General features: G+C 39.8%; 23 protein-coding genes. 6 read left to right on the forward strand and 17 right to left on the reverse strand.

What is annotated here, in order from left to right; translation table 11 throughout:
- Window positions 1-111: 111 nt before the first annotated feature.
- The 4 genes from COE25_RS01880 to COE25_RS01895 form a co-directional block, all read right to left on the reverse strand.
- Window positions 112-747, reverse strand: a complete 636-nt coding sequence (locus tag COE25_RS01880) for a DUF2306 domain-containing protein (protein ID WP_098930507.1) — start codon at window positions 745-747, stop codon at window positions 112-114.
- Window positions 748-841: 94 nt separating this feature from the next.
- Window positions 842-1,363, reverse strand: a complete 522-nt coding sequence (locus COE25_RS01885) for a hypothetical protein (protein ID WP_098930509.1) — start codon at window positions 1,361-1,363, stop codon at window positions 842-844.
- A gap of 15 nt (window positions 1,364-1,378) precedes the next feature.
- A complete protein-coding gene (locus COE25_RS01890; protein WP_088085543.1) occupies window positions 1,379-2,071 on the reverse strand; it encodes a response regulator transcription factor in 693 nt (230 codons plus the stop codon).
- Window positions 2,068-3,531, reverse strand: a complete 1,464-nt coding sequence (locus COE25_RS01895; protein ID WP_098930511.1) for a sensor histidine kinase — start codon at window positions 3,529-3,531, stop codon at window positions 2,068-2,070. Before COE25_RS01895 ends, COE25_RS01890 begins: the two co-directional genes overlap by 4 nt.
- A gap of 256 nt (window positions 3,532-3,787) precedes the next feature.
- Between COE25_RS01895 and guaC the strand changes: the two genes are divergently transcribed.
- The gene (guaC, locus tag COE25_RS01900) at window positions 3,788-4,771 is read left to right on the forward strand and encodes a GMP reductase (RefSeq protein ID WP_098930513.1); all 984 of its coding nucleotides are present in this window, start codon (window positions 3,788-3,790) and stop codon (window positions 4,769-4,771) included.
- Window positions 4,772-4,951: 180 nt separating this feature from the next.
- Here guaC and COE25_RS01905 read toward each other — a convergent pair whose 3' ends face one another.
- The 3 genes from COE25_RS01905 to COE25_RS01915 are packed head-to-tail and all read right to left on the reverse strand — an operon-like array spanning window position 4,952 to window position 6,659.
- On the reverse strand, window positions 4,952-5,455 hold the full coding sequence (locus COE25_RS01905) for a DMT family transporter (protein ID WP_088085540.1): 504 nt from the start codon (window positions 5,453-5,455) through the stop codon (window positions 4,952-4,954).
- 35 nt (window positions 5,456-5,490) lie between these two features.
- Window positions 5,491-6,186: a Crp/Fnr family transcriptional regulator gene (locus COE25_RS01910; protein ID WP_098930515.1), complete on the reverse strand. Its 696-nt coding sequence runs from the start codon at window positions 6,184-6,186 to the stop codon at window positions 5,491-5,493.
- 47 nt (window positions 6,187-6,233) lie between these two features.
- The gene (locus tag COE25_RS01915) at window positions 6,234-6,659 is read right to left on the reverse strand and encodes a DMT family transporter (protein ID WP_098930517.1); all 426 of its coding nucleotides are present in this window, start codon (window positions 6,657-6,659) and stop codon (window positions 6,234-6,236) included.
- 275 nt (window positions 6,660-6,934) lie between these two features.
- Between COE25_RS01915 and COE25_RS01920 the strand changes: the two genes are divergently transcribed.
- The 4 genes from COE25_RS01920 (at window position 6,935) to COE25_RS01940 (ending at window position 13,229) form a co-directional block, all read left to right on the forward strand.
- The gene (locus tag COE25_RS01920) at window positions 6,935-7,717 is read left to right on the forward strand and encodes a hypothetical protein (RefSeq protein ID WP_098930519.1); all 783 of its coding nucleotides are present in this window, start codon (window positions 6,935-6,937) and stop codon (window positions 7,715-7,717) included.
- A gap of 337 nt (window positions 7,718-8,054) precedes the next feature.
- Window positions 8,055-8,381, forward strand: a complete 327-nt coding sequence (locus COE25_RS01925; RefSeq protein WP_088085536.1) for a hypothetical protein — start codon at window positions 8,055-8,057, stop codon at window positions 8,379-8,381.
- A 371-nt stretch (window positions 8,382-8,752) separates the two neighbouring features.
- Window positions 8,753-11,800: an efflux RND transporter permease subunit gene (locus tag COE25_RS01935; RefSeq protein ID WP_098930523.1), complete on the forward strand. Its 3,048-nt coding sequence runs from the start codon at window positions 8,753-8,755 to the stop codon at window positions 11,798-11,800.
- A 229-nt stretch (window positions 11,801-12,029) separates the two neighbouring features.
- A complete protein-coding gene (locus tag COE25_RS01940) occupies window positions 12,030-13,229 on the forward strand; it encodes a CynX/NimT family MFS transporter (RefSeq protein WP_098930525.1) in 1,200 nt (399 codons plus the stop codon).
- 50 nt (window positions 13,230-13,279) lie between these two features.
- On the opposite strand, the gene COE25_RS01945 is transcribed toward COE25_RS01940, so the two are convergent.
- From COE25_RS01945 to COE25_RS32065, 10 genes are all read right to left on the reverse strand, one after another.
- Window positions 13,280-14,581: an MFS transporter gene (locus COE25_RS01945; protein ID WP_179195717.1), complete on the reverse strand. Its 1,302-nt coding sequence runs from the start codon at window positions 14,579-14,581 to the stop codon at window positions 13,280-13,282.
- A 112-nt stretch (window positions 14,582-14,693) separates the two neighbouring features.
- Window positions 14,694-15,485, reverse strand: a complete 792-nt coding sequence (locus tag COE25_RS01950; RefSeq protein ID WP_088085532.1) for a 2-keto-4-pentenoate hydratase — start codon at window positions 15,483-15,485, stop codon at window positions 14,694-14,696.
- Between the two features lie 100 nt (window positions 15,486-15,585).
- On the reverse strand, window positions 15,586-16,476 hold the full coding sequence (locus COE25_RS01955; RefSeq protein ID WP_098930529.1) for an alpha/beta fold hydrolase: 891 nt from the start codon (window positions 16,474-16,476) through the stop codon (window positions 15,586-15,588).
- A 108-nt stretch (window positions 16,477-16,584) separates the two neighbouring features.
- Window positions 16,585-17,568 (reverse strand): DODA-type extradiol aromatic ring-opening family dioxygenase, encoded by a 984-nt coding sequence (locus COE25_RS01960; RefSeq protein ID WP_098930531.1) that lies wholly within the window; start codon window positions 17,566-17,568, stop codon window positions 16,585-16,587.
- A 16-nt stretch (window positions 17,569-17,584) separates the two neighbouring features.
- Window positions 17,585-18,400, reverse strand: a complete 816-nt coding sequence (locus COE25_RS01965; protein WP_098930533.1) for an FAD synthetase family protein — start codon at window positions 18,398-18,400, stop codon at window positions 17,585-17,587.
- 21 nt (window positions 18,401-18,421) lie between these two features.
- On the reverse strand, window positions 18,422-18,901 hold the full coding sequence (locus tag COE25_RS01970; RefSeq protein WP_098930535.1) for a flavin reductase family protein: 480 nt from the start codon (window positions 18,899-18,901) through the stop codon (window positions 18,422-18,424).
- Window positions 18,902-18,967: 66 nt separating this feature from the next.
- Window positions 18,968-20,152: an acyl-CoA dehydrogenase family protein gene (locus COE25_RS01975; protein ID WP_098930537.1), complete on the reverse strand. Its 1,185-nt coding sequence runs from the start codon at window positions 20,150-20,152 to the stop codon at window positions 18,968-18,970.
- 282 nt (window positions 20,153-20,434) lie between these two features.
- Window positions 20,435-22,303, reverse strand: coding sequence for a XylR N-terminal domain-containing protein (locus tag COE25_RS01980; RefSeq protein WP_098930539.1), 1,869 nt, complete (start codon window positions 22,301-22,303; stop codon window positions 20,435-20,437).
- Window positions 22,304-22,455: 152 nt separating this feature from the next.
- Window positions 22,456-22,599 carry a molybdate metabolism regulator gene (locus tag COE25_RS31335; protein ID WP_256942259.1) on the reverse strand — a complete coding sequence of 48 codons (144 nt, stop codon included), beginning with the start codon at window positions 22,597-22,599 and terminating at the stop codon, window positions 22,456-22,458.
- A gap of 62 nt (window positions 22,600-22,661) precedes the next feature.
- A complete protein-coding gene (locus COE25_RS32065; RefSeq protein ID WP_306572495.1) occupies window positions 22,662-22,994 on the reverse strand; it encodes a DUF4240 domain-containing protein in 333 nt (110 codons plus the stop codon).
- Window positions 22,995-23,164: 170 nt separating this feature from the next.
- Here COE25_RS32065 and COE25_RS01990 point away from each other — a divergent pair.
- On the forward strand, window positions 23,165-23,466 hold a 302-nt coding region (locus tag COE25_RS01990), incomplete at its 3' end, for a VOC family protein (protein WP_098930543.1).

Below are 23,466 nucleotides of genomic sequence, written 5' to 3' on the forward strand. Positions count from 1 at the left end.
TGTGTATTTTATTGAGATTTATGATTTTTTTTTCGATTTTTCTCTTCAAGATAGGTGATTAAAGAAAGGTGTCAGGCACCATGTGAATTTTTCACATGGTGCCTGACACCTTTACAACTCTACGCCTTTACGAAGGATTGACCACTCAACGACAATGAAATTGATGATCAATCCGACCCATATATTTACATCCAGAACTTCTTCAATCATTTTCTCTCTTCCTCCGGGAAGGGAGAAGTTATTTAAGGTGTAATTTGTTAATAGCAAAAATGGCACCACTATTCGGCCGCTTACTGCCACTAACGTGACACCAAAGCTTCGAATCATCCATTTGCGATGATCTGCAAATTGTTTTCTTACTGCAGTACGATATCCTTTCCAACAGGTAAAAAGCCAGATAAGTGACAATACAAGAAAAGAAGTGGCTTTCGAAAAATTTTCAATATACGAAACATATACTAGACCAAGCCCACCGCTTATTAAGACACTGCCTACATACACTCTGCCAAGAAGGCGATGGACTTTTGGTGTTTTGATTCGAAAATGTTCTACGAATTGGAAAAAACCGGATAGTAGTGCCAAACATGCCGTTACAATATGTGCAATTAATAATGGAAATTGCATGCCAGCCGATGTGATAGATATTCGGCTATTGGCGTGATTTAGTGTTAAATAAGGAACCACAAAAGGAATGATGACTCCTAATGAGATAATAAATAAAATCCACCAACTTTTTTTAGGTTTCACTTCTTACACACTCCAGACTCTTCAATCGAATCTCTTCTGCTGTTCCCTTTTTTCTTTCCTAATTTCTTATTCATGTCTCTTCTCCCCTTCATCTTCAAGCAAGGTACGATGCTTTTTTCTGTTTTCGCTGTCCCCATGGTTTAAACACAGAAATCACGAACATCGCACCAAGCGAAATAATCTGAAGGATAATTCCGATCCATAGCTGCCATTTGTTTACTGTGAACGATGGATCCGTAAGAGCGTTTAGCCCTCCACTAGTTGTCAACGTTACCGCTTTTAGCGTTAAGATATACATTGCGAAAGGACCCAATAAAATTGAGAGGACTGTCAAACCTTCTTTGACGATAATCCAGTAAAATTTGAACAAGCCCCATTGCGTCAGCACAGATAGTAAAATCCCCGTTACCACCGTGCCAATCGTGGATGCACGAACCGATGTCTGGGCTAGCATATGCATACTTATATAACACGCCTTGAGCACACCATCATCGTTCGTGTTAGCCGCGGTTATACTCAAAATTAAAAAAACAATGGCCACGCCGAACATGATTGCTGCAAATAATAAATGTAAGATGATCAGCCATCTTCTCTGGGTAAGATTCAATTTCCTCATACCATTCACCCCCTGTTATACATTAAACCGATACCCGACACCCCAAATCGTCTCAATATATTGTGGCTTTGACGGGTTTGTTTCAATTTTTTCACGTAATTTTCCAATAAAAACAGTTACCGTGGCATTGTCCCCGATGGAATCCAATCCCCAGATCTTTTCAAACAGTTCGTCTTTGCTGAACACCTGATTAGGATGGATGGCCAAAAATAGTAATAAATCAAACTCTTTTGAGGTAAAGGGAATTTCGGTTTCATTCACGAACACTTTTCGAGATAACTTATCAATACGAATTCCTCGAATCGTTATTTCGTCTTTTTGTCTCGCGAAGTTATCTGTCATTAACCGGTCATAACGTGCCAGATGTGCCTTGACCCTTGCCACCAGCTCGCCGACACTGAAGGGCTTGGTCACATAATCATCTGCCCCGAGGCCAAGCCCGCGTATTTTATCAATTTCTTCCCTCTTGGCGGAAACCATTAAAATTGGGATGTTTTTCGCTTGTCGGACGTGCCTGCAGATTTCAAATCCATTTATATTGGGAAGCATGAGGTCGAGAATGATCAAATCATATTCCTCTTCCAAGGCCTTTTTCAGACCCACCTCTCCGCTAATGGCGATTTCTACCTCATAGCCGCTTGCTTCTAAATAATCTTTTTCCACTTCCACAATAACCTGATCGTCCTCGATGATTAAAATTCGTTTCACTCGTCCTCACCCTTATGATTGATCTTTGGTAATGTAAAATAAATGCTGGTCCCTTCCCCTAATTGACTTTCAGCCCAAACGGTTCCACCTTGTCCTTCGACCATCTGTTTGACAATAGCGAGACCAAGGCCTGTGCCTCCCGATTCTGTATTTCTCGAAGGTTCTGCCCGGTAAAAACGTTTGAAAATATGGTGTAGTTCCGCGCTGTCAATTCCCGGTCCGTTATCCCGGATGTGTACTGTTGCTTTTGCTTCGTCGTCGAACAATTCCACCCTGATTTCCTTTTGCTCGTTGTTCATATATTTTAAGCTGTTGTCGATTATATTCATCATTACCCTACTCAGCTTTTCATGGTCTCCCATAACGAGAACCAGTCTGTTGCTGACGGAAGAGAACGTAATCTTAATATTCTCCATTCGCGGGTCGAGACGTAATTCTTCTATATAATTCCGCAAATACCCACGAATGTCCAGAGGTTTCAAATCAAATGGCAGTCGTTTTAGATCAAGCTTAGAATACAACATCAATTCGTCTATCAATTGATCCATATCGTCCGCTTTTTTCGCGATCATATTTATATATTTATCCCTTTTAGAAACCGTATCTGCGATTCCATCTTGAATGCCTTGAACGCACGCTTTAATTCCGGTAATCGGCGTTTTCAGATCATGTGAAATGTTTGAAATTAGTTCTTTCCGGTTCTCTTCATACTGTAGCTGAAGATGGATCGATTCGTTCAAGCGGGCGCGCATTTCATCAAAGGAAGCCCCCAATTCTCCGAATTCATCTCTGCGGTCCAACTTCACCTCATGAGCAAGGATCCCTTTTTTAATTTGTTCCGCAGCATGTTTTAGCTTGTACAAAGGTTTGATAAAACTTCGGGAAACTAAATAGGTAAGAATACCATTCGTAAGGCCAATAACAAGTAGCAGCGACAATACAAGCAGCGGGAAAAACTTTCTTGCTTCCTTGAAAAAAGGATATAAATCAGAAAATATATAGACCGTACCTGTAGTGTCATCTCTAAAAGTGATATCGTACTTTTCCACTGAAAAACGACTTTTTCCCCATCGGCCATGAGTCTGTCCCCTTTGCATCTCCTTAATCTCAGTAGTATTTAGATCAAGGCGGTTCACGAAAGGGGAAGTGAAGCTAGTTCGATTATTTTCCATTACCACGAGTCCTGAATGAACACGATTTAATTGTTCGTCCGTGCTTTTCAGGAACTCTTTGTCATTGAAGCGATCAGGGTCTGTTTGTGTCATAAACTTCACGCCTGCAATCAGGTCTCGGCGTTGATTGGCCGTTTCCCAAAAGGCCGGCATTCCCTTTCCATCCCCAGTTCCTGCCATATCTTTATAAAAAGCTGAAACAAGCGTAGTTGCAATTAAGGCGAACAACACGATAGGAATAAAGGTCATGGCCATATAGGATAGCAGTAGTCTCGTCTTAATAGACATGAGCAAATCTCCTTAACGCTGTTTTTTTTCGAACAGAAATAACCTGTCTTCTGTTATTTATCATAACCGCGAATTATAAACCCCTTCTAAACCAATTCTAAAAAAAGTATAAAAATTATTTAAACAGTGTAGTTGATTCCAAAAAGGGCTATCATTGAATTAGCTCAATGTATAAGACCAATTGAAACCGATAACCCTATCTTTGCATTGAGTGAACATTTAAGCTAATTACTGTTTGTTTTCGAGGAGGACAATGATGGAAAATGTATTTGATTACGAAGATATCCAATTGATTCCGGCAAAAAGTGTCGTAAATAGCCGCTCTGAGTGTGATACCACAGTATCCTTAGGCGGGCATACATTCAAGCTGCCAGTGGTGCCAGCAAATATGCAGACGATTATCGATGAAAAAATAGCTATCTACTTAGCGGAAAATGGTTACTTTTATATCATGCATCGTTTTGAACCAGGTAAGCGATTATCTTTTATCAAAGATATGAAATCTCGAGGTTTATTGGCATCTATTAGTGTTGGAGTGAAAGAGGAGGAGTACCGGTTCATCCAACAATTAGCTGAGGAACAGATTTCACCAGAATTCATTACGATTGATATCGCACATGGTCATTCTAATGCGGTAATTAAAATGATTCAGCATATTAAGAAGTACATACCTAACAGCTTTGTCATAGCTGGAAATGTTGGAACTCCAGAAGCAGTCAGAGAATTAGAGCATGCTGGTGCGGATGCGACTAAAGTTGGGATTGGACCTGGAAAGGTATGTATCACCAAGATTAAGACTGGATTTGGGACTGGGGGCTGGCAATTAGCTGCACTGCGTTGGTGTGCAAAGGCAGCAAGTAAGCCGATTATTGCTGATGGCGGGATCCGGACACATGGCGATATCGCCAAATCCATTAGATTCGGAGCAACCATGGTGATGATTGGCTCCTTATTTGCTGGGCATGAAGAATCCCCAGGTGAGACGATCGAGAAAGATGGTAAGTGTTATAAAGAATACTTTGGATCAGCATCGGAATTTCAAAAAGGGGAAAAGAAAAATGTAGAAGGCAAAAAAATGTTTGTCGAGTACAAAGGCTCGTTAAAAGAAACGTTGATAGAAATGGAGCAAGACCTTCAATCCTCTATTTCTTACGCAGGAGGAAATAAGTTAGCCGCCATCCGTAATGTCGATTATGTCGTCGTTAAGAATTCCATCTTTAACGGGGATAAAGTTTATTAACAAAAAAAGCAGAATGATGAACTAGTCATTCTGCTTTTTTTGATTCATACGAAAGCAGGAGAGATTTCTTTTTCGCAAACAAACTTAAAATGTTTCGCAGCGCTCAGTAGGACTCACTACGTCAGGCGAAAAAAAGAACCGCTCCTATTCTCCTGAAACGATTCCCCGGTAAACTGAAAACTACTTTTGAAATTCGGAAACTTTATTCCCCTTTGCAAATGGCCAAGTAAACACTTTCTGACCCTCACCGCTGCCGCCAAATTTAAATACGACAATTCCACCGACAATAACCAGCACACCGATCAACTGATTGACAGTAAACGGAACCTTATTCAACCCTAGCCAGCCTAATGTGTCCCCTAATAGAGCAACCACGAGCTGTGATGTCAGTGCGATAGCGATGGCATAGGTTGGTCCGAGCCGCTTGATCCCTTGAACGAGACAAACAACCACTCCTACTCCGATCAGACCGCTGAACCAGTACCAAGTCTGCATATTTTGCAAGTGAAATAACTTTCCCCCTTCAAAGAGGAGCCCAAACGTCAATGAAGCAAGGAATCCCATCCCTAATACTAAGGTAGTCGTTGCCCAAGATCCCGCCCGTTCATTAACTTTACTGTTAAAAATATTTTGCAAAGCTACCAGCGCACCGGCAATAATCGCAAACAATAATCCTAGAATCATCCGATTTCTCTCCCTTGTGTTGATATTTTTTAAGGCTATTCGTAAATATTACCCCCGGCGAGATCCCTTAATCCATTCCTGTCCTTAACTAAAATGGACCCTCGATTACGCTCAATTAGACCATCTTCACAAAATTGTGTGATGACCCGATTTAAATGACGATAGCTCGTTCCAATTAAATTAGCTGCATCCTTGATACTGATTCTAAGTTGGTTTTTATTAAGTGAATCGAATTCATCAAAGGAAACAGACAATAGATAACTAGCCAAGCGCACCTCAACGGGATACATGATATTGAAGCTCATCGAGTTGTTTTTTAGATGAAATTTCTTCGTAATGATATCCAATAAAAATTGCAGGAGAGGTGCATGGTCACTTCCATATTTCTTTAACCAGCGATGGTGAATACCAATCATCCAAACAGGGGATACCGCCTCAACTGTGTTAATAATGTCAATGCCCTGTACATACTCAATATCGCCGATCACTTCAAGCGGTTTCTTAAAAGAAAGAATGAGTGTATTACCTTCTGGCGAGCTGGTGTAGATTTTAACCTTCCCCTTCACTAGTACATACAAATACTGTGATGCTTCCCCTTGAGAACAGATGAGCTCCCCTTGCTCAAAGCAGTACAGCGACAAATGGGGAATGAATGGTTCATGAAAGATCGTTTCTAGTTGATATGTCTCGATATAAGCGTCCAATTGCTCCTGATCATTCAGTTCTTTCACTCTTATTCACCTCTGCCTTTCACCTTCTACATTCCAAAAGACACTTTTTATGACCTTAGTATCACCACACCAACGATCATCATCCCGATGCCGATAATCTGTGGCAGCTTCATCTTCTGCTTCTCCAGGCCAAACCATCCTTTACTGTCTATGATAAATGTCAGCGTAAGCTGGGCTATCAGGATCGCTGATATACTTAGGGTCACACCGATTCTCTGAATAGAGGTGACATTACTGAAAATGACAATCGCTGCAAAGGCGCCCCCCATCAAATATAACGGCTTCACTTGTTTGAATCCTTGCCCTTTACCGTCTCTAACGAACATTAAAATAATGAGAGCCATTATAAAACCAGTAAACTGGGTAATAGTTGCTGCTTGCCACGTGCCAATGTCTTCACTAATCCGTGTATTGGCAATCCCTTGCAGAGTAATAAAGGCCCCGCCTAATAATGCAAAGATAATCCCCTTCATTGTTTTCTCCCCTAATTTAGATTTCTCTACTATATTAAAGGATATTTCCAAGTGGTTTGGATAGGACATATGTCCTCAACTCATAATAGAATGTGTTATTTTCATTTTTTTATTAATGTACCCTTTTCTAAGCCGTAGAAACAAGTGTATCTGATAAACTAAATTAATAGTGGTACACTTGAGGGAACGTTCTATTAAAAAAGGAGCTTAGAAATTACTAATTATATCTAAATAAGTTTATAATAATTAAAAAATATTTTTGAGGTGAATAGACATTGGATTTTCATTCAAATTCGGATCAACAATTAGAAAAAGTTGATGATGAAGAATATAAAGAAAGAGATTACGCGACTAGACATAAAGCAGAAGAGGAAGAGGAAGAGGAAGAAAGAGGATTTAAACAATGGATTATGGGATGGAAAAAGAAAAAAGTTGATGAAGATGGCGAAGCGAGAGTAGATTCGCCATCCAGATCCAGATCCAGATCCAGATCCTCAAATAAGAAAAAGAAAGGGGGAATGTTCTCATTAAAACTAGTCTTTAAGATATTTGTAGTAGTAGCTGTTTGTTACAACTTCAATTTCATTTGGAATTTTATGAAAGATCCTATTGGTAATTTTACGTTTTATCATACATTATATGTACTAGGAATATGTGCAGGTATTAATTTAATTGCCGTTTGGATTCTGTTTTATAAAAGTTCGTTTATGAGATTTTATCTTTCCTTATTAGCAATTTTAGGATCGTTTGGGTATTACTTTTACGTAAATTACACTAATCACTCCTTTATGGGGAATAATATCAAAACTTCGTTGCTTGTTATGATATCAGTTTTGATCGTCATTAATCCTAAAGTAAATTATTACCTGAAAAGCATCGTACTTCTGTTGATACCTAGTATAGGTATCTATTTAAGTGGTAATAAATTCGCACTTGTATGGGCTTTAATGTTGAGTGCGGGATTTGTACTATTATTTAGAGTGTCAAAATCAAGAGGAAAATCAAAATCAAATAAAAAGGAAAGTCGAGCAAGAAGAAACCAAAAGCAATCCGCATAATATTTATTATTGGTAATTAAAAAATGCAGGTTATGGCGGTATATTTATTGAATGAATATAAGCCGAAAATGTACAAGTGGTGAATAAAAACTTGTATTTTTTCGGTTTTTTTAATTTTAAAAATGGAAGAAAAGTATTGTTAGCTTAATTAGAAACTAACCATAGCAAATATGAGCTTCATCAAGGAAATCCAGTGGCAATTATAAAAAAATGATTAATATACATTTCTTATTTGAAATAACCCGAAATCAAAATGTAAATATTCTGTCACTGTAATACAGTTGATGTTAGGCATTTGAAAGGATAAACTTTACTTACTATTTGAGGAGTGATTAAAGTGAAAACAGTAACCGTGGATAAGCTAACATTCAAGAAAAATTTATCGATGATTGAGCAATTTGCAATCAAAGATTTCCTGTTTAAATGGGTTGGTCGACCAACAGAAGGATTAGATGATTTTCTACCACTTGAGTACACAGAAAATGTCTTTGCCAAGATGGAGGCAAAACAGGTAAATGCTTTTCTCATTAATGGGGATAAACATTTCAGATATGCCACAATAACAGAAGACAATCAAATTGTAATAGGAGTTTTAGATTCGAATGAAGAGTTACATCATAGAGTCATTTCTCTGGATGAGGTTTTAATAGGTAAGGACTTGTAAGGTGCTTGCCTCTAAACTTTTCTCTAGCTTTCTTCTCGGACAATGACTTGAATTCCATCGTGTAAAACTTCCCTTCCTTCCTCCCTTCTTTTTTTTCTCTTTAAGAGAACAGGTGTTCTATTTATTATTCCATTATACCAAAGAATTTCATAGAATGTAAAGTGATGCATTATCCTAAAAAATCGAACAAACAAAAGCAGCGTAAAACCCATATCTAAAGCTAGGGGTTTTACGCTGCTTTTTGATAAACAAAGAAGGTTATTGTAAAGTTTTGTAAAATTTAATAAATTTTCAAATTTGTGATGAAACACTTCAATTGTGATGGTATAATTTTCCTGGTTTAACAATTTCATAACATTTGGAGGTTATTTATGACATGGTTTACCAAATGGGCATTGCGGAATAGACCTGCTCTCGTTTTTTCCGTAATTGCCTCGATCATCTTCGGAGTTTTTAGTTATACCAGTATCCCAATGGAACTCATGCCATCAGCAGACCAGCCGTATATTACGATTTCGGCAGTAGGTAACGGCATGGACGCCGTCAGTATGGACGAACAGGTCACACAGCCCATTGAACAGGCATTAACAGGCATCAAAGGGAAACGAAATGTTGTGGCTGAAACGGGCAATAACTTTTCTCAGATGACGGTGACGTTTGAATCCGACACTAATCTGAAAGAAGCCAAGCAGCAGATTCAAGACAGCATCTCAATGGTCAATCTGCCAAATGGAGTTATGAAACCGTATGTTGTACTACTCAATACATCGCAGATTCCGGTTGTCTACTTAGGGCTAACGTTCGATAAAGAAATTGGAAATAAAGAACTGAACCTCGTCGACAACGACATCCTCCCTCTGTTCAAGGATATTAAAGGGGTCGGAAATGTCATCACCTACGGAGGGAAAAATCAGCAACTTTCGATCAAAGTGGACGCGGTAAAACTGGCAGCTGCCCATTATCCTCTCGAAAAGCTCTATACCGTCCTAAAAGGAAAAAATGCATCTGTTGCTGTAGGCGAACAAACCCTGAATGATCAAGAAACCAGCATCATTGTGACAGGGAAATTAGAAAATCTTGAAGACATTCAGAACCTACAATTAAACAAGACCACCAAACTGAAAGATGTTGCTGACGTGGAGATAGAGAAAGATACTACTAGTATTACACATATGAATGGAAAGAATTTTATTGAAATAGTGGTACAGAAAGATTCAACGAGCAATGCTGTCACCCTCGGCAAGCAAGTGGCAGATGTTGCAAAGGACATTAACCATGACTATAAAGGAACATTAACCGCAACGGTATTTATTAACTTAGCCGATACGGTTCTCGATTCGATTAATTCGATGACAAGAGAAGTGCTGACAGGAGCATTATTTGCCACTTTGATTATCTGGCTATTCCTGAAAAGCTTCCGCATGACCTTAATTACGATCATAAGCATTCCGCTATCTCTTTGTATTACCATGATTTTATTATCCTTCTTTGGTGTCACTTTAAATATTCTGACACTAGGCGGGATAGCCGTATCCGTTGGTCGACTCGTAGACGATAGTATCGTAGTGGTGGAAAACATCTTCCGAAGAAAACAAGGAAAGGAACTTACACCATTATTTATCGTGGAAGCGGTAAAAGAAGTGGCAGCTGCCATTACGTCGTCTACTCTTACGACAGTAGCAGTGTTTCTTCCGATGACACTTGCTTCTGGTAGTTTAAGAGATTTAATCGCCCCGTTTGCGATTACCATTACCTGTTCGCTGTTGTCTTCACTCCTTGTGGCATTAACCGTAGTGCCTGCACTCAGCGGCCGATTGATGAAAAATGTCAGAACAAAAGAACACAAAGCAGGAACCTTTTATCCTTCTGTTCTTCGTTGGTCTTTGAATCATAAATGGCTTCCGATTGTCCTATCGGTTGTTGTGGTCATCGGTGCCGTCGGATTATTCACCATGATTCCAAAAGGCTCGGTAGACCAAAAAGACAGTGCATATCTTTCCGTTCTTTTAAAGTATGAAAACGGGGCGAAATTTGAAGACATTCAAAATGGGCTTTCCAAGATGGAAACCATTCTTTCAAATGAAACGGGTGTGAAAAATAACATTGTTCAAGTCGGCAATAATGCCGATGCGGCACAGTTTGGAGAACTTCAGGACGGAAATCAAATCCAGTTCATGGTGTTTTTGAAAGAAGGCGCCGATTCTGCGAAGATTGCACAAAATTTGCGAAAAACAAAAGATCAATTCCCTAAAGCTGAGTTAACAGCTAATACAGCTGGTCTAATGGGTGAAAACAAAACCACCGTCTCCGTGGATGTGTTAGGTAAAAACGATTTGGAAATTAAAAAAGCAGCCGATATCATCATAAAAAAATTAAACACCATCAAAGGTGTTCAAAAAGTGGAAAGTAATGATGAGAACCAAAAACCGACGGTGACCATTACAGTGGATCCGAAAATCGCCAACGCTGAGGAAATTTCTGGTTCTCTTCATGCGATGCTGAAGCCGGCTGTCATCGGAAGCATGAAGATCGACGGACGTACCACTATGGTGAAACTCGGTGCGTTAAAGGAAGTCCATACATCGAAAGACTTGGAAAACTTAGAAATTATGACACAAGACGGTCCGGTATTGTTATCAAAAGTGGCAAAAATCGAACAGATCAAACAACCGGGCACCCTTTATTCCAAAGACGGACATCACTATCTTCAGGTGAGCGCCACGGTCGATCCGAAGAAAATGGTCAACGTTGCCGGAGAAATCAAGAAACAATTACTGACATGGGAAAAAGACAATGCGTTTGGGAATGAAACAAGCGCTGAACTCACAGGAACTTCTATGCAGTCATCTGATGATTTGAAGGAACTTGGAAAGCTTGCCTTGTTCTCGATCGGAATTGTATTCATGATTCTTTTGATCACCCTGAAATCATTCCGTGCCAGCTTTGCTATCTTGCTTTCCCTTCCGCTTGCCGCCATCGGTTCTCTATTAGGACTCGTTGTATCAAAATCAAGCATTGATATCTCTTCTGGAATTGGCATGCTGATGCTTGTGGGTATCGTCGTGACGAACGCCATTGTCTTAGTCGACCGAATCCGCCATAACGAAGAAAGCATGGCCATTCGGGAAGCGATTATGGAAGCAGGCACCTTGCGTCTTCGTCCAATCTTGATGACGGCACTCGCCACCGTATTTGCCATGGTTCCGCTACTATTTGCGCACGAATCCGCCATGAGCATGAATCTTGTTTCCAAAGGGCTTGCTGTCGTGGTGATTTTTGGACTGATTGTGTCTACATTACTTACACTGATTGTCATACCAACGTTCTACGAACTGTTCCATTTCCGAAAAGCCAAAAGACAGAACCAAAATGGGGTAAAGAAAAGGACTGAAGAAAATCCGAACGGGTTTTCTTTATAAGAGAAAAAAATAAAATAAACATTTAAATGACATTAAAAACAGCAAATCCTGGTTTGCTGTTTTTTCTTGTTTTATCAACATTAATTAAATACAACATTTTTAGCACAGATTGTATAATTGGGGTCCTTCTTCTGAAAAATATGGAAGTAGCTCTGTTACATTTAACTCCTTCTCTGTTCACTATGGTATACTTTAAAAAGTTTATTTTAAGAGTGGGAGGTATCTAATAGTGGAATTACTAAAATCATATACTCAAACAAAATCGACCTATATATTTTGGCTCGTTACAGGGATTATACTAGTAGCATTTAATTTGCGCCCCGCGATCACTTCATTAGGGCCGTTAGTTGGAATGATTCAGGAAGATGTAGGACTAGCACATTGGAGTACAGGTTTATTAATGAGTTTGCCATTACTTGTTTTTTCCATCATGTCTCCCATCGTACCAAAGCTCGCCAATCGGTTAACAAATGAGGTGACTTTACTTATAGGTTTGTTCACTCTATTAATCGGTATAGGTCTAAGATCCATCCCAATGACGTTTTTCCTTTTTACTGGGACTCTTTTTATTGGAGTGGGTATAGCCGTTGGCAATGTTCTTTTACCAGCCATTGCAAAGGACAAATTCCCACAGCACTTCGGTCTTATGACAAGTGTTTATTCTACCTCAATGGGATTGTTTGCCTCATTAGCGTCAGGGGTTAGTGTTCCTTTAGCAGACGGAATGCACCTTGGCTGGCAGGGAGCTTTAATTGTTTGGGGTATTCCGGTCGTGCTAGCTATCTTGGTGTGGGCCTTTCTTTTCAAATATAATCATGGAAGTCAAACAGATATCAAAAGGCTTAGTTCTAAATCTAATCAAATCTGGCGTTCACCACTTGCTTGGCAAATCGCCATTTTTATGGGGTTTCAGTCTTTTTTATTTTATGTAACAATTTCTTGGTTACCAGAAATCCTGCATAGTCAAGGAATGAGTATGGAGAAAGCAGGGTGGCTGCTTTCAATCGCTCAAATAGTCGGACTACCATTCAGTTTCTTCATTCCTGTCATTGCAGGACGTATCCAATCACAAAATTGGATCGCATTCCTGTTAAGCCTATGCTCTATTATTGGTTATGGAGGATTACTGTTGGGCTCATCCTATCCCGTTTTAATTGTTAGCATTATTTTCATTGGGATGGCTTTGGGAGGAATCTTTCCATTATCTTTAACCTTTATCGGACTTCGCACTAAGAATGCCAGTCAGGCTGCAGAGTTATCCGGAATGGCACAATCAACTGGATATATCCTTGCAGCAGCGGGCCCCTTTTTTATTGGATATTTATTTGATCAGACCCATTTATGGACAGTTCCACTTAGTGCACTCATCCTTGTTTCTTTAATCGTTATGGTATTTGGGATGTTAGCGGGTCGCAATCGACACGTATAAAAAGCGAACAGTGCCAGGCACTGTTCGCTTTTTGTGTATTTTACTATATTTCACATGACATTTGATGTATTTACATCTGATAGGTCTGAATTTTCAATCTCTTTAGGACGGACGGCCAGCCAAACGAGTCCACCGAAAACAAGAAGGATTAGCCCGCATAATTGGAACGCATACTGGAAGCCAGCGGCTGGACTTGCTGAGTGTTCAATGAAATACCCTGTTACATAGGGGCCGACAATCCCACCCAATGAAGTAAGCGCCATAAACCACCCCTGAATTTTACCTTGATGTTTAGGTGCAACCAAATCTACTAGAATCGCTGGTCCCATGACCAAGGTAATACATCCAAATGTTAACCCAAGTGATAATAATACAATGGCAAGAAGATTAGAGCTGACCATTGCTCCGAAAAAGTAGCTGACGGCTCCCGCTAACATTACTGGTCCAAGGACAAAAATCCGTCCCTTTACCATACTTTTCGTCTTATGATACAGTCGGTCAGAAATGGTTGAAAAGGTAATTTGCGAAAGGGTAATCAAAATCCAAGGCAATGCTACGACAATTTTTAAAGTACCTTCGCTGAGGTGGCGGACATTTTCCAAATAATTAGGAAGCCAGTTCAGCCCAATCGTAAAGGACCAATAAGTGGCAAAACCACATAAGGCAACGAAGATGAAGTTTTTCGAAAACAAGGCAGAGGTGAAATTTGTTTCGTTTTGGATAGTGGATAACGGGGTACTGCCTTTTGTTGCAACCAACTCAGTATCTGTAACCGCTTTCTCTTTTGCGATCCATAACCACACGATAATCCAAATAAAGCCTACTACTCCAGTTGAGATAAACGCCGAGCGCCATCCATAGCTCATGATGAGATGCATTAAGACCGGTGCTGAAATGGCAACACCAAGCGGTCCGCCCACTGAAACCAATGTTAAACCAATCCCCAATTTTTCCTTTGGAAGATACTTTGAGGCAGCTGTCATCGCTAAAGCGTAGGAAGGTCCTTCCCCAGCCCCTAAAATGATTCTGGTTACCAATAAATAAGTAAAGCTGCTGACAAAGATCGTTGAGAATTGAACGATGGACCAAATTGCGACCATACCAGCAATGACTTTTTTCGCTCCAATTTTATCCGCAAGACTGCCGCCTAAAACAGCTGAAAGCGAATATAGTAAGAAGAAAACACTCCCGACAACTCCCCATTGCTCTGGCGATAATCCCAATTCCTTGATAATTGATACTGAGGCAAACCCAATAATCGCCTTATCTGCATTACTGATGACCGTTAATAAAAATAACAGGAAGATGATCACCCATGTTTTTTTTGAAACGGCACTTTTCTTTTGCTCCATATAAGGACCTCCTTGAAATTTCTCCCTTTTTCCCTCGTTCGTTTTCATAGAATGATGCCAGTTTGACTTCAAGACCTTTCCACCCCATCAATGAAAAAGTCCTTTTAGGTCATTACTTAAATGTAACTTCCACCTTACCAATATGTGAAAATCCGGCAGTGAACCGATCCCCTTTTTCGGCCACAACTGCTGCAGATAATGCCCCTGATAAAATCACTTCTCCCGCTTTCAAAACAACCTGGTATTCGGATAACTTATTTGCCAGCCAGGCCACACATTTAGCAGGATGGCCTAGCACATCTGAACCATATCCCGTATTGATCAGTACACCATTTTTAAACAAATTCATTTCAATCGATGGTAAGTCGATATCCGTTAACGAGAATCGCTCCTCACCAATGACAAACAATCCGCTTGATGCATTATCGGCAATCGTGTCTGCTAAGGTAATCTTCCAGTCGGTTATCCGGCTGTCGACGATTTCTAAGGCCGGGGCTATATACTCTGTCGCATCAAGGACATCCTCGATGGTCACAGATGGACCTTTCAAATCCTTGCTGAGAACAAAGGCAATCTCGCCTTCAACCTTTGGCTGAAACATGGCATCTAAGCTGATGACCCCGTCGTTACTTACTTCCATGGAATCCAATAGATGACCGTAATCTGGTTGATCCACACCTAACAGCTGCTGCATGGCAACAGAGGTTAACCCAATTTTTTTCCCAACAATACGCTGGCCATCTCCAACCTTCTCATTAATTGCGAGAAGTTGGACTTGATACGCCTCATCAACGGATAGTTCTTGATACAAATCAGTAAGTGGTGTAATGGATTGCTTAGCAGCTTCTGCCTGCTGCAAAAGCTCATATACATGTTGAACACGATGAATGACTTGATTGCTCATAGTTAAAACTCCTTTTGTAAAAAAATAAAGCACTATTTCATAGATTCAATAACCTGTTAACCTATGAATCAATCAATAGCGCTCTCAAAGTGTCGTCTTATTATTTTGTTACCAAAGATGCGTCGTTTTGATTAGCAGCTTCTTTTCCATTTTTCAATAAGAAGTCTATTAATACTGTGTTAAACTCTTCAGGTTTCTCCCACTGCGGCCAGTGTCCGGCATCTTTGATGACAACCAACTCACTATTTGGAATCATATCCTGAATCGGTTTGGCTTCTTCAACGGTTGAAGTTGGATCATGGTCTGTCCATGCTAACAATGTCGGAACATTGATTTTACCGCACCATGATGGATCCCAGCTGTACAGCTTTCTAACTTCAATATCCTGCAGGCAGACGATATGATGAACGGCCTCTTGATATGATGGCTGTGTATAGATTTTGTAACGAGATTCAATTAGTTCATCGTTTACTTGGCTCTTATCATACATTAACCACTGAAGTCTGGTTTTTACATTTTCATAGTTGGCTTCAAGAACAGCTTTTAACGTGGAGTCCTTCAGCTTTTGCATAACTTCAGGTTTGTTATTAACGTTCCCTGGCGTATTTAACACCATTGCTTTCACATACTCTGGATGTTCAGCCGCAAACCAGGCAGCAACCCAGCCTCCTAATGATTCACCTGAAAGATAAACCTTTGATAACCCTAATGCTTGGATAACACCCAATAAATGCTCGCTATAATAATCAATTCCGTATAGGCGATCTGGTTTAGCTGTGTAGCCATGTCCTACCATATCGATGCAAATCACACGAAAATGTTCACTTAAGCCTCGGATGTTTCGGGCATAAGCCTCAATATGGCCACCCGTACCATGAAGCAAAATTAGGGGCTCTCCTGTTCCTGCTTCTAGTACTCTCGTTTTAATATCGTTTGCATTAACATAATAGAGTTTATATTCCAAATCAGCTAAGTCTGTCCAGATTGTCATTTAAATCTCCCCTTTTTAAAAAATAATAGTTACATAGTGGTGTTTTACCTTGTCCACCACTGATGTTGTTGAACCTTTCATTTTCGAGAGTGGTTCCCGCTGCTAACCTTAAATGCTTACTTTGTTTTCAGATGCTTGTTCAGGATGAATTTGGTCAACCGGCTGACTAAACTGAACAATCGCCATACCTGTTACCCATTCCGGGATTGGCTCATAGCATGCGACACTTGCATCCAAGCTTTGCAATGCACCAAGCAGGACAAGCCAGTTATGAATTTCCTGACCGCCATTACCTAGATGCTCCTCAATATAATCAGCACTCCAGTTTCTTAATGCAGTAAATTCCTTCTCGGTAACCAATCGTAAAAATTCACGGTCCATTTGTTCATTAACGGGCCCTGATTTAATTCGTGTTACATTTGTTTCCCGTAACTTTAAATATTCATCAAGCTGGTCTATTTCCTGACGGCCATTTTTTAATACTTGTATCAAGGATTGGTCTTCTGGTTTTTCACTCTCAATCTTTGGAATCGGCACCCAGTGAGATAAACCACCCGAAGCGACAATTGCAACCTTAAGATCTTTATCCCATGACTCAATCGCTTTACGAATTACTTCGCCGACTTGGAAACAGCGGTCCATCGTTGGCAGCGGCGGCGCCGACGTATTCACAGCTATTGGAACTACTGGAATTTTTAAATCTGGATTTAAGAAGTAAATTCCTTGTGTATGGCCGTGATCGACTTTCATTTTTAACGTAAAGGCAAAATCAACATTGCTGTCTAAACCGGTGTGAAGGATATGCTTCGCTAAGTCTTCTTGCACAGGGATATTGTATTTCGGCAGCTGCCAGTCTCCCCAGCCTTCACATTCTCCAATCCCAATGGTAAATGCAGGCATTTGGTCGTAGAAATAACTATTGAAATGATCATCCGATATCAATACAATCACGTCTGCTCCTGAATCTTCGAGTACCTTCTTCATTTCAGACGCAGTTTGGAGGAAGTGCTGTCCTTTATCTCCGCCTCCCGCCTCATTTGTCATGATCATCGGACTATGCGACATTGCGACGCCTGCAATAATTTTAGCCATTTGATCCTCTCCTTTTTTAAGATATCCTTAATTTTCTAGACTCTGCTATTCCCTTATGCCAAATAATGGATAGTTTCCCCTTTAAATATAAAGGCATAACATCGATACATTTGAGCGTTGTACCATCATTCATTACGGCTACTTTTGTTTGAAAAGAACCTCTTTCATTTTTTAAGGTAACCTCATAGCTTCCTGGACCTGGAAGAGTATAATAGGGGTAAAGTGTGAATGATTTTTCATCCCATTCGCCTGGTGTTTCATAGAATCGACCGAGTAAATCGTGCAGTTCCGCAACCTTCCCGTTTAACAGCCGATCACGAATACAGGTGGAACTTATTTTCTCGCCCCGGAGCTCTACCTTTGCTACCTTGGTGACATCAATTCGTCCGCCTGAGTCCTGTTTTAACCGTTCCAAATTACCAGAACCACGAGAGCCATATGAAAAATCAAATCCTGCGACTGCATGAACAACACCAAGACCATTCAAGTATTGCGCAACAAACTGTTCTGGCGATAATCCGGCAAACTCTTTATCAAATTCAACAATATAAAACGTATCGACTCCCATGTTCCGAAGCTTCGCCTCTTTTTCCGCTAGCGGCATTAAATAATGGACGTGAATTTTCCCATTGGAGATAACGGTTTTCGGATGTGGGAAGAAACTCATGACAGCTAAAGGCACTTGTTTTTCGCCTGCCTTTTGATAAGCGGTGTTGATGACTGCACAATGTCCATGATGGAGACCGTCGAAACATCCAAGGGCCATCACATTTGGCCTCGCCTTTTCCTGCCATTCTGCCAAATTACTCCGGTTTACATGAATTGTTTCCATAACAGTCTCCTCTCATCATCCTTAGATTGTCACAGGCAATACTTCTACTAATGAACGGTACTTCCCATTATAAAAAATCAGTGGTTCTGCATCTTCAAGGTGAATATCCGTTACTTTGCCAATAAACAAGGTGTGGTCCCCTTCAATATGTTCAGCTGATACTTCACATGCAACTTGTGCAACGGCACCAGCTAATACCGGCTTTCCATCAAGTCGGTCAAAGACCACTTCCTTGTGCTCCTTCAATTGTCCAGCGAAAATCATCGAAAGCTCTTGCTGGTCAGAGGCTAAGATATTCACAGTGAAAATCTTGCTTTCTTTTATTTTGTTTAAGATTTTTGCCTTTTCCCCGATAGAAATAACGATAAGTTTTGGGTCAAGCGACACAGACATGAACGCATTCGCTGTCATTCCGTGAACGTCTCCCTCTACCTCTGTGGCAATAACGGTTACCCCTGTGGCAAACTTACCCATTGCACTGCGAAACTGACGATCATCCATTTTAAAAATCCTCCTGTGATAAAAATTTCTATAAAGCTTGTTATCTATGATTCGTACTCTTCGAATTTAACCCCTAACTCCACTGTTAAAACCAAATAACTCCTGACCATAGGCAGCAACCGCATCTTCGTATAAAGAAGTCTTATGTGTGGCAACAGCGATGATATCCCTTAAGAACAATTCCATTGGTCCACCTTTATAAAGAGCGCCTCCGCCAAGAGTTAACAGAGATCTTACGGCAATATCCGTGCAAATCTTAATCGCTTTTGTGCGGATCGCAAAGAATTCAGATGGAGGAGTTATACAGCCATCTGTTTCATAGTTTTCTAGCAGATTAATATATTTTTCTAGCAAAGCTTCAGCCACGTGGAAATCAGTTGTCATTTCGGCTAATACCCGCTGACTTCTTGGTGACTCACTTTCCCTTACTCCATCCATTAAGCGCACACGTTTTTCAGTAAGCACTTTAAATTCCTTAAGTATCCGTTCTGCCCCGCCCAGGGCCATGTAACCGAATCCCAAATAGAAGGAGGGAAAGAATGGAACATGATAAAAAGGATAGTCTATGTCATATTCTTCTAGCGGTGGTCTTCTTGTAAGCTCTGCTTGATCTAAACGTAAAATCCGCTCCATTGGGACATACACTTGATCGGCAATAATTTGGTTACTGCCAGATCCTCTTAAGCCAAATGTATCCCAGTTATGGACCACTTCCACCTCGGATGTTTTTAGCATTGGCAAACAATATACAGGTTGTTCGCTGTCAGGGAACTGAATCATAACCCCAACACCAACCCAATCACTATAATTGACACCACTGACAAAACTCCACTTGCCACTGATACGATAACCATCGCCATCCCGTTCTGCTTTTCCTAATGCAGCAAAGATATCGCAAATTAATCCGCCCTGATGAATGATTTCGTCTGCACCCTTTTCAGGAAGAAAAGCTGGAAGCATATTGTGAAGCGGATAAAGATAGGTAAGCCAAGCTGCTGAAATATTGTAATTCGCCACCTTACGAACGACCTTAGCAAACGTTTTCAAATCTGCCTGTGGTCCTTCATATTTTTTTGGAAGCATCATCCGTGAAATTTGCGTTTCTTTGATGAGGTTCACCACATTTTGTGATATCGTCGCATTTTTCTCTGCTTCTAGTGCTTCTTGCTCTGCCAATTTTCCGATTCGTTCCGCTCCGGCTAGTAAATCTTCAACTGTGACATCTTCCCCTTTTAATACAAAACTTGCCATCGTTCTACACCCCTTCTGTTTGATTAGATATAATGCTTGAGAAAAATAATAGGTTATGGACTAACGTCCGTTGGTCAATTTAGCTGGCACCGCTTACATTTGAAATTGAACTAGGTTTACACTATTTGAACCTTGTAAATAAAGTTTATATAATTTGGAATTTTCATACTAGGGCAAGAAATGTCTATGTTTTTTAATTTACTAGACAAAATTTGTTCATCACAGAGAAATCAGCGGTGGAAAAAGGCAGAAGAAAAACCACCCGGCTTAATCCGGATGGCTCTAATCTAATGTGAGTTCCCCTATGGCAATCAACGATTTTAAAATCAGTAGTAATTGATGCATTTCATCTGAATCGCGAAGGTTTTTTTCTAATAAGCTTTCGATCCGGCTGATCCTATGCCGGAGCCCGCTCATCGATAAAGACAAATCACTCATCGTTTGCTCCAGTTTCCCGCCATTCAATAAAAAACTATACAAAGTTTTTAGAAGTTCCAGGATTTTTGGATCTGTCATGTTATATAGAGGTCCTAATTCTTGCTCAGCAATCAGTTTAATCCCACTGATATTTTTCGCGTTAATCAGTACCCCCACGATTCCTAATGATTGAAACGGGACGATATGCTTCTTGACTGCTAATCGTAAAGCAATGGTTGCTTCCTCGTAACATCTGGATGCTTGGCAAATATCATCCTCTAAATGGCTGATACCACATTTAAAATGACCTTGTGGATATTTTTTTAACATATAATCGAGGTATTCTTTTATCACATCATAGATCGTTTTCTTTTGAATGGTTTCATTGGTAATCAATAAAACCATGTTGCCATCACGGTGTCCAACCAAGATATTATGCTTTTTCTCATTGAAATAATGAAAGGTCGTTTCAAAAATCTGTTCCTGCAGAAGAAACTCATCTTCAATCGAACTTTGAATTTTTTTATATTCAACTACCGATAGATAATATTTCTGCTCAAGATCTACACCAGTATATTTCCCACGATTGATGATCTCATTTGTAGACAGCCGGCCCTCTACTATTTGTTCAAGAAAATTCCCCTTCATTCTCTCAAACGTTTCTACCTTTGTTTTCTCATTTAAGAGAATAAGTGAGGCCGCATTGGCAAATCTGTCTAAAAACAAATAATCCTCTTCGTGATGATGATTTTTCATTTCATCATAAAGCAAAGTACAATAACCGATTACTTCTTTTTGTAAAAGGATTGGGGTGATGAGACGTTCCTGAATCGAAGTTTGGATTACTTTTTTTCTAAAGGGTAAAAGTGACTTCGTGCCTAATCGATTTTCTTGAAGATAACTTTCCATATCGTCTCGATAATCCAAATATTTTTCCTTCGATAGCCCTGAATAGGTAATCGTTCGATGTAACGTATCCTCAACGATAATGGGGATTTGCATCATTTTATATACCATATCAGCTAGGGTTTGCAAATCACTGCCATTAATAATCTCTTCGGTTAATTTGTTTTGAAAATTGGCCAAGCGAGTGACGACATTTTTTTGATCCAATAATTGGTCATAGGTTAACTCAAGTTCTTTTACAATCGGTGTTTCATTATAATAATCGAGTTCATGCTCATCTTGAAGTTCCTTTTCCCATTCCTTTTTGGGCTTCATCACCCATCGGCACTCCGAATCGCCCTTCCCCACACAAGTGATTTCTCTCGACAGAAGCGATTCTCCAAATATCGTTGTCATATAACCGCTCGCAAATCCGCTCAATGTGTGACAAACCGGACCATTAGATACTCCGAGATGCTTTATATGTTCCTCAGCCTCATAAGAATCAATCCATGTTCCGGATGAAAAGAAATAATGGATCCGGCGTTGTTCATCTAACTCATAAGAGCAATCATGTTTAATCCCTCTTATATGCCCATTTTGAATGTGGAGAATCGGCCCATGTTTGATGAGATTTTCTAGTGAGGACTCGGTCTGCACCACTTCATTGGCAATTTTGACACCCATTTCCCAGCCATAATGAAATAAAAATCCCTTTATCCTCTTAATGCCAATATTCTTTGCCAGTTGCTGCCTGAGAATCCCGAAAACGGATGCGGATGTAACAATCTTACGGTCACCTGCAACTACCTCGTGGCTGTAACTTTCCTCCGAAACTTTGACGTTCATGCTAAACACATCCTGGTTTCATGATAGATAGCATACGTTCCTTCTAGTTGAAAATAAATCTTTTCGTATGCCTTAAATTTCAGTTAATTTAATCATAAGGCTTTTCAAATAGACCATCAATCAAATTCCACCTTTTTTCCACGAAGAGCACCTTAACCTAGAGGATCTTCTCCAAATCGTTCCCATAGATTTGGAAACATCTCTTCTAGATCATCTTCGTCTTCCCAATCAAATTCAATTTCAGTAGGATCGACCCATCCTTTTTGAGATAGCAACTCTAGCATCTCATCATACAAATCTTCATCCCATACTTCTGGGTCGCCACCCTTTTTCAGTGTGTAGGCATCAAAACCTACTTTTAGAAAATCCTCGTATTCCGGAACACCAAATTTTCATCAGTTATATAATTCGCCAAAAATTCGGGGTCCTTAAGTGTCTTCTCGTATACCTCTTGTCCTTGTGAAATCAGCCATCCTCTAAAATAATCAAAAGAATCATCCGAGCAGCCACCCATGATTAGATAGGCAGCCCCCCATAGGTGAGATTGATAGCTTTCCTTCATGTAACTTTCGAAAATAAACTCAAAATCCACGATCTCATCTATCGACTTCTTACTAAGTACAAATGGTATATAAAAATGTAAGGGTACAATAGCCAGTTTATCCCCACAAATTCTATTACATTTCCGCATACGAATTAGCAGAATTTAACAAAATAAGAAATAGGAAAATAAAAGCTTGTGAAAGAATGTACTTAAACTAACGTAAGAAGTATAGTTGAAAAAGGAATTTAAATTTATATCTCGAATATCTAATTTAATCGGATAGCTAAAAATTTGATGACAGACAGGAGTTAGATAAGATGATAAAAGGTTTCGGAGGAATATTTTGGAGAACTAAGAATCTTGAAGTTATAAAAAAATGGTACAGTGAAGTGTTGAAGATTGATGAAATAGAAAATTGGAATGGGACTGTGATAAAACCCCAATTAGGAAATGAGACTATCTTTTCTTTCTTTACCGAGAATGACAGTTATTTTCCAACAGAACAACAAGTGATGTTAAATTTCCAAGTACATAATCTAAACGAGACTATTAAGCATCTTGAACATATTGGTGTACCTCTTGCAAAGAAAAAAGAGATTAGTGAATTTGGAAAGTTTAT

Source organism: Bacillus sp. AFS031507, from assembly GCF_002584635.1.
GTDB lineage: Bacteria > Bacillota > Bacilli > Bacillales > Cytobacillaceae > Neobacillus.

Coding starts and splice junctions, on each gene's coding strand:
- COE25_RS01885 (WP_098930509.1), bottom strand. CDS start 1,363: ATGAGGAAATTGAATCTTACCCAGAGAAGATGGCTGATCATCTTACAT.
- COE25_RS01895 (WP_098930511.1), bottom strand. CDS start 3,531: ATGTCTATTAAGACGAGACTACTGCTATCCTATATGGCCATGACCTTT.
- guaC (WP_098930513.1), top strand. CDS start 3,788: ATGGAAAATGTATTTGATTACGAAGATATCCAATTGATTCCGGCAAAA.
- COE25_RS01905 (WP_088085540.1), bottom strand. CDS start 5,455: ATGATTCTAGGATTATTGTTTGCGATTATTGCCGGTGCGCTGGTAGCT.
- COE25_RS01915 (WP_098930517.1), bottom strand. CDS start 6,659: ATGAAGGGGATTATCTTTGCATTATTAGGCGGGGCCTTTATTACTCTG.
- COE25_RS01935 (WP_098930523.1), top strand. CDS start 8,753: ATGACATGGTTTACCAAATGGGCATTGCGGAATAGACCTGCTCTCGTT.
- COE25_RS01945 (WP_179195717.1), bottom strand. CDS start 14,581: ATGGAGCAAAAGAAAAGTGCCGTTTCAAAAAAAACATGGGTGATCATC.
- COE25_RS01950 (WP_088085532.1), bottom strand. CDS start 15,485: ATGAGCAATCAAGTCATTCATCGTGTTCAACATGTATATGAGCTTTTG.
- COE25_RS01955 (WP_098930529.1), bottom strand. CDS start 16,476: ATGACAATCTGGACAGACTTAGCTGATTTGGAATATAAACTCTATTAT.
- COE25_RS01960 (WP_098930531.1), bottom strand. CDS start 17,568: ATGGCTAAAATTATTGCAGGCGTCGCAATGTCGCATAGTCCGATGATC.
- COE25_RS01965 (WP_098930533.1), bottom strand. CDS start 18,400: ATGGAAACAATTCATGTAAACCGGAGTAATTTGGCAGAATGGCAGGAA.
- COE25_RS01970 (WP_098930535.1), bottom strand. CDS start 18,901: ATGGATGATCGTCAGTTTCGCAGTGCAATGGGTAAGTTTGCCACAGGG.
- COE25_RS01975 (WP_098930537.1), bottom strand. CDS start 20,152: ATGGCAAGTTTTGTATTAAAAGGGGAAGATGTCACAGTTGAAGATTTA.
- COE25_RS01980 (WP_098930539.1), bottom strand. CDS start 22,303: ATGAACGTCAAAGTTTCGGAGGAAAGTTACAGCCACGAGGTAGTTGCA.
- COE25_RS32065 (WP_306572495.1), bottom strand. CDS start 22,994: ATGCGGAAATGTAATAGAATTTGTGGGGATAAACTGGCTATTGTACCC.